This is a genomic window from Streptomyces sp. NPDC050759, from assembly GCF_044456945.1.
In the GTDB taxonomy this organism is placed as follows: Bacteria; Actinomycetota; Actinomycetes; order Streptomycetales; family Streptomycetaceae; genus Streptomyces.
Genome location: NZ_JBITGI010000013.1, coordinates 236,725 through 248,945 on the forward strand (window position 1 = coordinate 236,725; position 12,221 = coordinate 248,945).

General features: G+C 68.9%; 12 protein-coding genes. 4 read left to right on the forward strand and 8 right to left on the reverse strand.

Going from position 1 to position 12,221, the window contains the following annotated elements; translation table 11 throughout:
- Positions 1 to 13 precede the first annotated feature (13 nt).
- On the reverse strand, positions 14 to 1,033 hold the full coding sequence (locus tag ACIBJB_RS33105; RefSeq protein ID WP_398936084.1) for a fumarylacetoacetate hydrolase family protein: 1,020 nt from the start codon (positions 1,031 to 1,033) through the stop codon (positions 14 to 16).
- A gap of 114 nt (positions 1,034 to 1,147) precedes the next feature.
- Between ACIBJB_RS33105 and ACIBJB_RS33110 the strand changes: the two genes are divergently transcribed.
- On the forward strand, positions 1,148 to 1,747 hold the full coding sequence (locus tag ACIBJB_RS33110; protein WP_398936086.1) for a TetR/AcrR family transcriptional regulator: 600 nt from the start codon (positions 1,148 to 1,150) through the stop codon (positions 1,745 to 1,747).
- Positions 1,748 to 1,793: 46 nt separating this feature from the next.
- Here the strand turns inward: ACIBJB_RS33110 and ACIBJB_RS33115 are convergent, their stop codons facing one another.
- From ACIBJB_RS33115 to ACIBJB_RS33130, 4 genes are all read right to left on the reverse strand, one after another.
- Positions 1,794 to 2,732 carry a VOC family protein gene (locus ACIBJB_RS33115; RefSeq protein ID WP_062039220.1) on the reverse strand — a complete coding sequence of 313 codons (939 nt, stop codon included), beginning with the start codon at positions 2,730 to 2,732 and terminating at the stop codon, positions 1,794 to 1,796.
- A gap of 42 nt (positions 2,733 to 2,774) precedes the next feature.
- Entirely contained in the window at positions 2,775 to 4,310 is a 1,536-nt protein-coding gene (locus tag ACIBJB_RS33120) for a bifunctional 3-(3-hydroxy-phenyl)propionate/3-hydroxycinnamic acid hydroxylase (protein WP_398936088.1), read from the reverse strand.
- A 97-nt stretch (positions 4,311 to 4,407) separates the two neighbouring features.
- Complete coding sequence (locus ACIBJB_RS33125; protein WP_398936090.1) at positions 4,408 to 5,058, reverse strand: PaaI family thioesterase; 651 nt, start codon at positions 5,056 to 5,058, stop codon at positions 4,408 to 4,410.
- On the reverse strand, positions 5,055 to 5,924 hold the full coding sequence (locus tag ACIBJB_RS33130) for an ABC transporter substrate-binding protein (RefSeq protein ID WP_398936092.1): 870 nt from the start codon (positions 5,922 to 5,924) through the stop codon (positions 5,055 to 5,057). Before ACIBJB_RS33130 ends, ACIBJB_RS33125 begins: the two co-directional genes overlap by 4 nt.
- 263 nt (positions 5,925 to 6,187) lie before the next feature.
- On the opposite strand from ACIBJB_RS33130, the gene ACIBJB_RS33135 reads away from it, so the two are divergent.
- Positions 6,188 to 7,411 carry an acetyl-CoA C-acetyltransferase gene (locus ACIBJB_RS33135; protein ID WP_398936094.1) on the forward strand — a complete coding sequence of 408 codons (1,224 nt, stop codon included), beginning with the start codon at positions 6,188 to 6,190 and terminating at the stop codon, positions 7,409 to 7,411.
- Here the strand turns inward: ACIBJB_RS33135 and ACIBJB_RS33140 are convergent.
- Positions 7,404 to 8,180, reverse strand: coding sequence for an iron-containing alcohol dehydrogenase (locus ACIBJB_RS33140; protein ID WP_398936096.1), 777 nt, complete (start codon positions 8,178 to 8,180; stop codon positions 7,404 to 7,406). The two genes, ACIBJB_RS33135 and ACIBJB_RS33140, sit on opposite strands and share 8 nt — an antisense overlap.
- 187 nt (positions 8,181 to 8,367) lie before the next feature.
- On the opposite strand from ACIBJB_RS33140, the gene ACIBJB_RS33145 reads away from it, so the two are divergent.
- Positions 8,368 to 9,246, forward strand: coding sequence for a helix-turn-helix domain-containing protein (locus tag ACIBJB_RS33145; protein WP_398936098.1), 879 nt, complete (start codon positions 8,368 to 8,370; stop codon positions 9,244 to 9,246).
- Between the two features lie 253 nt (positions 9,247 to 9,499).
- On the opposite strand, the gene ACIBJB_RS33150 is transcribed toward ACIBJB_RS33145, so the two are convergent.
- Positions 9,500 to 10,144, reverse strand: coding sequence for an NAD(P)-dependent oxidoreductase (locus ACIBJB_RS33150; protein WP_398936100.1), 645 nt, complete (start codon positions 10,142 to 10,144; stop codon positions 9,500 to 9,502).
- Between the two features lie 49 nt (positions 10,145 to 10,193).
- Complete coding sequence (locus tag ACIBJB_RS33155) at positions 10,194 to 10,976, reverse strand: MBL fold metallo-hydrolase (protein WP_398936102.1); 783 nt, start codon at positions 10,974 to 10,976, stop codon at positions 10,194 to 10,196.
- Between the two features lie 134 nt (positions 10,977 to 11,110).
- Here ACIBJB_RS33155 and ACIBJB_RS33160 point away from each other — a divergent pair, with 134 nt between their 5' ends.
- On the forward strand, positions 11,111 to 12,013 hold the full coding sequence (locus ACIBJB_RS33160; RefSeq protein ID WP_398936104.1) for a helix-turn-helix domain-containing protein: 903 nt from the start codon (positions 11,111 to 11,113) through the stop codon (positions 12,011 to 12,013).
- Positions 12,014 to 12,221: the final 208 nt, after the last annotated feature.

Sequence of the window (12,221 nt, forward strand, 5' to 3'; positions counted from 1 at the left end):
GTCGGTCCCGTCGTCAGTTCGCCGGCGTACCGAAGGGGTACGGGCGGGGCTCGGGCCACCAGGGGGCCTTGTCCGGCTCGGCGCTCAGTCGGTTGCGCAGGACGCCGACGCCTTCCAGTTCGAGTTCGATGACGTCTCCGAGCGACAGCCGCCGGTCGATCTCCAGGCCGGAGCCGTTGGGCAGGGTGCCGGAGCCGATCAGGTCGCCGGGCTGCAGCCTGTCGTTGATGGAGACGTAGGCGAGCATTTCTTCCGGCGTGTAGATCATTCCCTCGGCAGTGGTCTCACTCCAGACCTCACCGTTGACGCGGACGACACCCTTGAGCCCGTCGGTGGAGGGCAGTTCGTCGACGGTCGTGATCCAGGGACCGATGCCGTACGCGTAGTCCTTGCACTTCTGCGGGCCCATACTCATGGCCATCTCGTAGCCCTGGATGTCGCGCGCGCTGAAGTCGTTGAAGATCGTGACGCCGAACAGGTGGGCGCGGGCGCCGTCGGGGGTCAGATTGCTGCCCGCGGCTCCGACGATGAGGCCCATCTCCAGTTCGTAGTCGACGTATTCGGAGTAGCTCGGGTACGGGATCTCCTCGTCGTGGCCGTAGACCACTCCGGTGGATCCCTTGAAGTAGCCGGGCGTCTTGAACAGCTGGGGGTTGGGCAGTCCGCCGCCCACCCGCTCGTGGAACCCCTTCATGTGCGCCGGGAAGGTCAGTCCGTCACGGATGACCGGCGGGTCGACGGCCGCCACCCAGGACAGGCCCTCGATGGGCAGCGAGGCGTCATCGGCGGCCCCGTCCACGGCCCGGTGGGCGGCGTCGAGGAAGGCAGGCCCGGCGGCGATGGCGGCGGCCATGCTCGACGGGAAGTGGGCCGCGGCCAGTCGGCGGGCCGCGTCCGGCGTCGCGCCCTCGGCCTGCCTGCCCAGGGCGTAGGCCCTGGCCAGGTCGATGACCCTGCCCTCGTCGGGCCGCACGGCGACGATCCTGATCTGGTCGCCATCGGGGGAAGGTACGGAGATCCGACCGAGCTTCATGTGTGCAACTCCTTCATCTATTCGAAACGTTTCGTATCGTATGGCAGGCTTGTCCCCTTGTCGATCCCGCGCTGACATTGGGGAATGAGGCCGTGCGTGGGTTAACTTGACTCCGTGGCTGTACGAAGCGAATTGAGTCGTCGCGCGATCCTCGACGCGACCATGGACCTCCTTGTGCGTGACGGCCGGCGGGCCATCACGGTGCAGAAGCTGACCATGGAGGCGATCGCCAAGCGGGCCAAGGTCAGTAAGGCGACGATCTACCGGTGGTGGCCGAACAAGGCCGCGGTCGTCATCGACGCCTTCATGGAGAACCACCTGGCGCACACCCGCATCCCCGAGGGGGTGCCAGTGCGCGACGCCCTCCTGGCACACCTCAAGTCGCTGATCTCCCGCTACGCCGGCCCGCAGGGCAAGTTGGTCGCCCAGATCATCGCCGAGGGGCAGTACGACCCCGAGACGATGGCCAACTTCCGCGAGCGCTTCTGGCAGGAGCGCGCCGCGGCCGTCGAGAAGCTGATGCGCAGGGGAATCGACGAAGGCGTCTTCCGGTCCGACCTCGATCCGAAGTCGGCGGCCCAGTTGTTCTACGCCCCGGTCTACTTCCATCTCCTGTTCGGTGTCAGCCCGCTCGACGACGCGCTCGCGGAGCAGCTCGTGGAACTGGGGATCCGCGGTCTGGAAGCCCACCCGTCGCCGGACGGGGAATCCTGAGCCCTCCCCCGGCGGCTTCCTGAGTGCGCCTCAGGCGCCAGCGGGGTCACACCGGAGGCGGGATGAACAATCCCCGGTCCGGGTCGTTGAACATCTCCTTGGACACGAACTCGTTCATCGGGTTGGAAGTCCCCCACACGTCCGAGGTCTCCGGGTCGTCGGTGCTGTACAGGTGGGGGTGCCAGGTGTCCTCGTCGAGGATCTCCAACTCCGTGGTGTACTCCATGGTGTTGCCGTTGGGGTCGTGGAAGTACGTGAAGGTGTTGTCTCCGGCGCGGTGCCGACCCGGGCCCCACACCTTGTGGACTCCGTCGCGCATCAGGCGGCCACTGCCCCGCATGTACTCCTCCAGGCCGCGCATCTCGAACGACGCGTGGTGCAGCGACACATGGGGACAGCGGGCGATCGCGATGCTGTGGTGCTGCGGGTTGCAGCGCAGGAACCACATGATCCCGCCGAGCTGCGGGTGCACGTTGGTGTCGGTGAGCCGGAAGTCCAGGTACTTCTCGTAGAAGGCCATCATGCGCTCGGGCTCGGGGGAATTGAGGACGACGTGGGACAGCCGCACCGGGATGTCCTCGCGCTCCTCGACCTTGCGGTGGGTGCGGGCGGCGACCTCCGCGGAGATCTCTACGGTGCGCCCCTCCACGTCGAAGAACCGGAAGCCGTAGCCGCCGCCGGGCGTCTGGAGCGTGTCCGGCTCGCTGACCAGCTTCACACCGTCGGTGGCGAGGCGGGTGGCGAGGCCGTCCACGGCAGCGCGGTCGGCGGCGCCGAAGGAGACCAGGTCGAGGCGCTTGTCCTGGGAGCGGCGGACCCGGACGACGTACTGCTCGGGCGAACCCTCGGCGGCGAAGTACGTGACATCGCCGTCCGTGCCGGTCTTGGTCAGCCCCCACTGCTGCTCGTAGAAAGCGACCTGCTTGTCGTAGTCCTGCACGGCGATGTCGACGTGCCGAAGGTGAGTGATGGGTTGGTCGTGCATGGTGAACTCCTGTGGGTGAAACAGTGATTGCACGCGCGCGGGTCAGGCCTGCAGGGTGTTCTCCTGCTGCGGCGGGCTCATCTCGCGCCGGGGTTCCGGGGCGCCTGCGAGAGGCAGGAGTCGGAGCAGCGCTTCGAGCTCTTCGGGGGTGTGTGCCGTCCCGAACACATAGCGGTCGGGACGGACCAGGACGGCAGGGGCCTCGACCGAGGTGAGCAGTTGGCCGACGTGCTGCGGGGAGGTCAGTACGGCGACCTCGGGCTCCTCCTCCAGCGCCTTGCGTACGGGATCGGGCAGCCCGGCGGTCAGTTCGGGCGTGGCCGCGAGCAGGAACCGCCGTCCCACGAGGTCGTCGAGCCGTGTCCCGTCGGGCAGCATCGGCTGCATCGAAATACGTCCGGCATGGGGGTCGGCCGGGCCCGTGTGCGTACCCGGGCCCAGGGCGGGTGCCGGCGGGTAGCCGTCGGCCGGGTTGGCACGGATGTGCGCATCCCGCTGGGCGGCCATCACGGGGTCGGTGGTCTGGACGAGCCCCGCCATCGTCGCCGCCTGCTGCACCCAGTACCTGGCGTGGTCCCTGCGTTCGGACTCGTAGGTGTCGAGCAGGGACTCGGGGGCTCTGCCACGCGAGACGAGCCGGATCTTCCACACCAGGTTGGCCACGTCCCGCAGGCCGGCGCACAGTCCCTGGCCGAACAGCGGAGGTGCCAGGTGAGCGGCATCGCCCGCGAGGAACACATTGCCGACCCGCCACGACGTGGCCAACCGCGCGCGGAAGGTGTAAACGGCGATGCGGTCGGGCTCGAAGTTCTGCGGTGAGAGAACCCCTCGGCTCAACCGGGCGATGCCCGCCGGAGTGGCGATCTCCTCCCGGTCGTCCTCGGGGAGGACTTTGAACTCCATGCGCACCCGGTCACCGGGGAGCCTGATCCAGAGCGCGGGACGGGTGTGCCGGCCGAGGAAGACCATGTCACCCCTGATGCCCGCCGTCCCGCGCAGGTGTCCGTCGACGACGAGCCACGGATCGTCGGTGCCGAGGTTCTCGCCGGATACCCCGAGCGTGCGCCTGACGGTCGAGGTGGCGCCGTCACAGGCGATGACCCATCGCGCGGTGAGCGTCTGCGTCGTCCCGTCCGGTGTACGGACGGTGCAGTGCACTGAGCCGTCACCTTGCTGGATGTCCAGCAGCGTGGTGCCGAGCCGGAGTTCCACATCAGCGAGCCGCTCGACTTCTGCGCGCAGCAGCGCGTCGATCTCCGGCTGGTGGAACAGGACCTCCGAGTGCCATGCCTGGGGTCCCATCTGCCCCGTGGCATGGGCCACCAGCGTCTCGCCGGCCTCGTTCTCCATGCGGTAGTCGCACATCGGCTTGATCCGGGCGGAGAGTTCCTCCCCCAGCCCCATGGACTGGAAGGAACGCACCGTCTCACCGTCGAAGTGCACGGCCCGCGCCTGTTCCCACAGCTCGGGCTCGCGTTCGATCCCCACGGCCCGCACACCGGCATGGCCCAGCAAGGCAAGGGCCATCACCCCGACGGGTCCACCACCCACAACGATGACTTCGCAGTCCTGTGACACCTGAACTCCATTTGCGGCTCGGGTACTTGGAAGTACCGTTTGATCTCTGCACCCCCGCGCGTCCGCCGGACGACCTGGGCGCTCGGCGTCCGCGGCTCTATCGGCCCGGCGTGCGCTCCGGCACGGCGGGTCCGTCCGGCACGGCGGGTCCGTCCACCGCGTCGGGTCCGTCCACCGCGTCGGTGTCCGCGCCCACCGGACGGGCGCGGTGCTCCTCATGGCCGGCTCGTCCGGACAGGCTGCCCGGGACCGGATTGCTCCCCGCCGACGGCACACCGTCCGCCAGGACGATCTGCACCCCCCGACCGTTGAACTCGCCGATGACCTCGTCACCGCGCCGCACCGTGACCTCACAGATCACTGAGCGGCCCTCCCGGGAGCGGGTCACCGCTTCGGCGATCAGGTCGTCACCGAGATGGCCCGGGCGTCGGAAGGTGATGTCCGCGCTCGCCGTGACGACCGGCGGGCCGTAGCTGTTGACGGCGCAGGCGAAGGTGGTGTCGGCCAACGCGAACACGAGCCCTCCGTGCACGATCGCGTGCCCGTTGACCATGTCCGGCCGGACCCGCATCCGTGCGCGCGCCCGACCGTCGGCCGCCGACTCGACCTGTATACCCAGGAGTTCGCAGGTACGGTCCTCGCTGAGCAGATGCCGCACGCTCTTCGCCACCTGACCGTCCGTGCCGGGCTCCGCGTCATCACGACGGCCGTCGGACGCACCGTCGGACGTGAACGGGTCGGGCGTCATGGACGCAGCTCCAGACCGAGCGGGCGGCCGTCGTACAGGTCATCGGCAGCGGGCGCCCTCTCGGGCATCATGCCGAGCTTGTCGCGCATCGTCAGGACGCACTCCAGACCGGCACGAGCGGGAGCCAGTGAAACGGGGCGGGTGCGCAGCGCGGCACGAGCCGAGGCCGGTCCGTAGCCGCCTCTCGTCAGCACGTCCAGGACCTGTTCGTCCTCGGTGGCGTGCAGCCACTTCCGCGCCGCATCGAGGGCCGTGAGGTAGAGCGAGAGCCTTTCCCGCCCCGCCCCCCGCGTCGTGGGGCCGGCCACAACACCCTGCCCAGGGAAGTCCGGCACCTCGTCCTCGACCGCGAGCAGCGAGACGAACCCCTCCTGCTGCGCCAGCTCGTCCAGCGGCGGCCCCAGCCACGCCGCGTCGATCGACCGTGCGCGCAGGGCCTCGAAGCGCTCGCGCACGCCGCCCACCGGTTCGAATGCGTATGCACCGGGCGGGAGGCCATGGTGACCGAGGAGATGACGGAGCAGGACGGCGAAGCCGTTGTCCGGCGCGTCGACGCCGAGCGTTGCGCCCCGCAGGTCTTCCAGCCCCCTCACCGAGGGCTGCGCTACCAGGCGGAGCGGTGTCGTCGACTCGATCTGGGCGACGACTCGCAGGTCGCCTCCGCGGGAGTTCCACACGATCAGGTTGTCGATGGCCGTGACGCCCGCATCGACGTCGTCGGTCAGGAGTCGGTCACGCTGGTCCGTCGACGACTCGATCAGCACGGTCTCGACCTCAAGGCCGACGTGGGCGAAGAAACCCAGCTCGTGGGCAACGACACACACGGGTGGCGGAACGAACACCGCCTGTCGAAAGCACGCCGTCATTGGAGTGCTCCTCTCTGCACGAGGTGGCCTCACAGTAAGTCAATCGAAACGGAACGTCTAGGATCGCAACCGGTAATATTTTCGTGTGTACGACACGGAGAGACACACGCTGACAGTGGCAGGCACCAGCCTGCTTGATCCAGCGAAAAGAAGACACCGATACCGGGATGCGAAACGGTCCGTACAGTATCTTCCTCAGTAGAGAGCCGCCTTCGAGACGCCCCGCCCCACGCACCCGTTCGCCATCCTGAGAGGTGCATGACATGCCTGAAGCCGTCGTAGTCGCTGCCGCCCGCACGCCCATCGGGCGCGCTTTCAAGGGTTCCCTGAAGGATGTCCGCCCCGACGACCTCGCGGTGACTGCGGTCCGCGCGGCCCTCGACCAGCTACCCGGACTGGACCCGACACAGATCGATGACCTGCATCTCGGCTGCGCCGAGCCGAGCGGCGAGCACGGTGCCAACATCGCCCGGCGGGTGGCCGTACAGCTGGGACTGGACGAGGTGCCCGGCACCACGGTCAACCGTTTCTGCTCGTCCTCCTTGCAGACCGCCCGGATGGCCTTCCACGCCATCAAGGCAGGAGAAGGCCACGTCTTCGTCAGCGCGGGCGTCGAGTGCGTCTCCCGCTACCGGCACTTCGGGCCCACCGGAGCCGATGCCGACGACGTCTTGAACCCGGCATTCGATCAGGCCAGGGACCGTACCGCGGAGGACGCGCGAACCAACGGCCTGTGGACCGATCCCCGCTCCGACGGCCTGCTGCCCGACGTCTACATCGGCATGGGGCAGACCGCGGAGAACGTCGCGGGCCTTTCCAAGATCAGCCGCCAGGAGCAGGATCACTACGCCCTGCGCAGCCAGCAGCTGTACGCCAAGGCCGCCGAGTCCGGGTTCCACGCCCGGGAGATCACCCCTGTCCGAAGGCCCGACGGCACGGTGATCGCGACCGACGACAGCCCGCGCCCCGGCACGACGTACGAGGCGCTGGAACGCCTCCAGCCGGCCTTCCGGCCAGGCGGCTCGGTCACCGCAGGGAACTCCTGCCCGCTGAACGACGGATCGGCCGCCGTGGTCATCATGAGCGACGTCAGGGCGCGAGAGCTCGGCATCACTCCCCTGGCCAGGATCGTGACCACCGGTGTGTCCGGCCTGTCCCCGGAGATCATGGGCCTGGGACCGGTCGAGGCCACACGGCGGGCCCTCGCGCACGCCGGCCTGTCGATCGGGGACATCGACCTGTTCGAGATGAACGAGGCGTTCGCCGTTCAGGTCATCGCCTCTCAGCGCGAACTCCGCATCCCGCTGGAAAGGCTCAACGTGCACGGTGGGGCCATCGCGCTGGGGCATCCGTTCGGTGCGACCGGCGCCCGCATCATGACCACGTTGATCAACGGTCTGCGTACGCGCGACGCGCAGTGGGGCGTGGAGACCATGTGCGTCGGAGGCGGGCAGGGCATGGCCATGGTGCTCGAACGCCTCAGCTGAATACCCCCCTCGCGGACCCAGGGTCGCCTACCAGCCGGAAGGCCTCGGGTAGACGCCCGACGCAAACGGGCGGAGTTTGGCGTACCTGCCCCAGCGACCCGCGAAAGGGAGCGCCTGGGGGACGCACTGACCTGCCCAGTCCCTCCCGGATTCCGGGCGGGACTGGCGCCCCGGGGCAACCGAGGCCACTGCCGAAGGCCGCGGGCTCCACGGTGACCGGAGTGGCATCCGGCGAGTAGAGGGCCTCCACGGCGTGGGCCAGCGCGTTGACGCCGCTGGTCACCGTCATCGGAACGGGCAGCCCGAGGGTGAGCTCCACGTCGTAGACGACCGTTTCCGGCAGGATCTCGGGCGTGGAGCGGGTGATCTTGCGGCCGTTCTGCGTCTCGCCGAGGACGGGGGTGACCTCGGAGCCGGCGTAGGTGGTGGGCACGATGACCTGGGGCAGGTCCGTACGGACCGCCAGCGCCTTCGCGAGGCCGGTCGTCGAGCCGCCGCCGATCGCCGCCAGGCAGTCCACGTCATGCTCGCGCAGCACGGTCAGGGTCTGCTCGGTCGCCTCGACGGGAGTGTGCATGGCAGCTCCGTAGAACTCCGCCACCAGCAGGTCGCCCAGGGCGTCACGGAGCCGTTCGGTGTCCTTGCGCAGGGCCGGCGCCCCGTCGGAGACGAGCATGACCCGGGACCTGGCGAGCCGCTCCACCTCACCGCGGACCTGCGGAAGCGTGCCCGCGCCGAAGACGGCCCGGCTCGGGCCGACTGTGTGCACGAAACTCCTCATGAAGCCGCTCTCCATACTGCGGGGGCAGGGGGTCTACGCAGTATTCGAGCTCCCGCGTCGGCTGTTCCTGCACAATTGCGGCATCGCCCCGCACAAAACCGTCGTGCACGGCGCCCGGTCCGTGCTTGCCCGCCCATGCCGAGGGCGGGAAGGCTGTGCCGCGAAGGAAGGCCGCATGAGCGAGGTGGGGCTTGGCGACACCCACGGAATACTGGCCAGGCCAGGGGTGCGTCCCGTCCGCACCAGCGCGGGGCTCGGCTGGGAGCGGCTGTATGTGTCGACGCAGCGGGAACTGCCGTACCGGGACGCGTTCCAGGGAGCCGGCAGCAACCTGGTGATCCTGCATCTGGACGGGCCCGTCACCGTCCGCAGGGGTCGCCGCGGACTGATGGCTGCCCAGCAGGTACCGCCCGGCGGTCTCTTCCTGCATCCGGCGGCCACGGAGCTGGACGTGGAACTCGGCGGATACCTCAACACCGTGCACGTCTACCTGTCGGACGCGGTCCTCCAAGCGACGGCCGATGATGACCGACTGGTGCGGTTGAGGGAGGAGTTCGGCAGCACGGATCCGCTGCTGGAGCAGCTCGTCCTGGCGCTCGACGGTGTCGTACGGCGCTGGGAACCCAGCGGCAGCGCCTATGCGGATCAGCTCACGCTGATGACCGCGGCCCAGCTGGCCCGTCGCCACAGCGTGCGGCAGGGGGTCGAGGAGCCTGCGGGAGGGCTGGTGGGGCTGAGCGACCTGCAGTTCGCGGCCGTTCGGGAACTCATCGACTCCCGCCTTTCCGAGCCGTTGTCCCTGGAGGATCTCGCCTCGGCCGCGGGACTGGGCGTCAGCCAGTTCGCCCGGCGTTTCAAGGCCCGCACGGGGCGCCCTCCGCACCGGTATCTCGTGCGACTGCGGGTGGAGCGGGCCGCCCCTCTGCTGCGTGCGGGATCCATGCCCATCGCACAGGTGGCGGCGGCCTGCGGCTTCTCCCACCAGGAGCACCTGACCCCAGTGATCCGCTCCCACCTCGGCACGACACCGGCCGCGCTGCGCCGCGAGGGCTGACGGCCGCCCGAGTCGCACGGGCTGCAGTTCCCCGGCACCCAACGAAAGAGCGATGACGGTCGCCGCATGGCCTGGTTTCTTCCCGGCGACTTGAGCGATGGGCAGGCCGGCGTCTCACCGGTGTCGGGGGCGGGCATGGCGGTGGGATACGTGATCTGCTGCCATGCCTGGTCGAGTCCCATCATCCCAGCTCAGAAGGCATCCGCGTCTTCATGTCCAAGCCTGGACCCGCCATTACCCGGTGGATCAAGGCTCAACTGCCGACGGTGAAACGTTGATTGAGATGCCTGGGGTTCTCGATCTCGTCGACGAGGGCGACGGCGTAGTCCTCGTAGGAGACGCGGGCCTGGCCGTCGTCGCCCGTGACAGGTCGGTCGAGGGCAGTGCGGTAACGACCGGTGCGCTCGCCGGGTGCGAAGTGGACCGGCGGCGGGGAGAGGTAGGTCCAGGTCACGTCGCCGCCGAGGCGCAGATAGGCGTCGAGTGCCTGGATCTGGCCGATCGCGTACGGCTTGAACTCCTCGGGGAAGCCGGGGGCGTCGAAAAAGCGCACGCCGTCGTCGTTCAGCAGGCTGGCGCCGCCGCCCATGTGGAGGATGCGGGGGCCACCGGCGCCCAGGGCCCGCACGGCAGCGGCGGCCGTGGCCACGGCGTCGGTGTACAGCCTGGCGTCTGGTCCGCCGACGGTGAGCACCAGCGCATCGGCGTCCTTGGCCAGGCCGGCGACGGATTCGGACTCGGTGACGTCACCGTGCACCACCCGCACCCCGGCGGGGAGTTGGCCGAGGCGGGAGAGATCCCGGGCGACGGCGGTGACCTCGTGGCCGCGCGCGGCGGCCTCGGCGACGACCCTGGAGCCGGCCTTTCCGGCCGCTCCGAACACGACGATCCTGCTCATGGCATTCCCTTTCCTGTTGCTGGTATCGCTGCTGTTGCTCGTACAGGGTTCAGATGCCTTGAGCGCCGAAGAGGTACTGGTTGCCGATGTCGATCAGGATCGGGCCGCCGTAGGAGGGATAACGCTCCAGGATCGCCTTCTTGTACGCCTCACCATCGTGGCCGAGCAGCTCGCGTGCGTCGGCGAGGTAGCGGCCGAGTGCGGCGTAGACCTCCGATCCGGCGGGCAGGCCGTGCCCGGCCAGGATCGTGTCGTACGCCTCCTCGGCAGCCAGCTGCTTTACGGCCTTCTGCCAGCCGGCGATGTCGTTGTTGCCCAGGAACAGGTGGGTGTCGTGGTAGACGAGATCCTGGGCGACCAGCACACCCTGCTCCGGCAGCTTGAGCAGCAACTCGTCGGCGGCCTCGCCACCCGACACCGCCTCGAACACGAAGGGGACACCGTCGATGACCTCGGTGCCCGGCGTGATCTCCACGGTCGGCGTGACGTCGCCGACCGGGATGACCGTGCCGGTGGGGTCCTGGGCGTCGCCCTGGGCGGCGATCTGGTCGCGCACCGCGGCCAGCGCGTGCACAGGGACGCCGAAGCGGGCGGCGCCGTGGAAGTGGTCGGGGTGGGCGTGGGAGACGATCAGCCGGTCCAGCGGCTTCCCCAGTCCCTGAGCGTAGGCGACGACCTCCTCGGCGTATCCGAGGGCGTACTGGGCGTCGACGGCGACGATCCGGACCGGGGTCTCGATCAGCTGGGTGGTGACATTCAGACTGTCGTCGGGTGCCATGTAACTGTGGACGCGGATCGCGCCCTTGTCGACGACCGTAATCGTGCCGTGCATGATGCCCACTTCCTTCGCGGTCGGACGGCATCCCATCGCCGTCCGGATCGCCTCCACTCTTCCCTGCCCACCCTTGGGCGGCGAGATATGCTGGAGACCCGTCATGGTCAAAAACGGACAAGAGTGAGATCGGCATGACCTCCGCAGGTAACAACGTCGAGGGCCTCAGCGGTGACGAGCCGATCCCCGGATTCGGCTTCAATCCGCCGACGGCTCCCGTGTCAGGCCTGGAGATCACCGACCTTCGCACCTTGCACGACCGCATGCGTCAGGGCGGCCTGGAGCGCGTCCACCGGGTCGCGTTCCACACCCTGACCCTGATCACCGAAGGCAGCGGCGAGCACACCGTCGACTTCGTCACCTACCCCTGCCGCCCCGGCACCCTGCTGTGGATCCGCCCCGGCCAGGTCCAGCGCTTCGGCCGTCTCGGCACCATGAACGGCACGCACCTGCTGTTCACCCCCGCCTTCCCGCCCCACTTCACAAGCGCCGACCGTCTGATCAACGAGTGGTACGGACCCACCTGCTGGCAACTGGCCACCGGCCGGGACCACGCCGTCCTTTCCACCCTCGTGGGACAGATCCGCGCTGAGTTCACCCGGCGCGACGGTGCGGTGTCGCAGGAGATCCTCCAACTCCAACTCGTCACCCTGCTGCTGCAGATCGACCGTCTACCGCGCCACGGCAAGCGGGACGACCCGCACGCCGGCGGTGAGATCTACACCCGGTTCCGCATCGAACTGGAACGCTCCTACGCCGACACACGCAGGGCGGAAGACTACGGCCACCGCCTCGGCTACACCGTCAAAACCCTCACCCGTGCCTGCCTGGCCGCCACCGGACAAACCGTCAAGCAGGTCATCGACGCCCGTGTCACCCTGGAGGCGCAGCGCCTGCTCTCGCACACAGACGAGCCCGTCGCGGCCATTGCCGGTCGGCTGGGATTCTCCGAGGCCACCAACTTCGGCAAGTTCTTCACCCGCCACACCGGCGCCGCCCCCGGAGACTTCCGCCGAATCCACCAGGGTCCCCAGTGAGTTGGGTGCATCGCGATGTTGCAGGACGCGGCCCCGTCCTGCTCGGCCAGCCGATTCAGGACCCGCTCGGCGACCGCGTATCCCCTTGAACCGGCTGCACCGGGCGCCCCGCTTGATGCGGCCGCAGACGCGAAAAGCCGCCTTGCCGAGCCGATGCAAGCTTCGCGATCCTGATTCCACTACGGCAAACGGGGCGACGGCGCCCCGC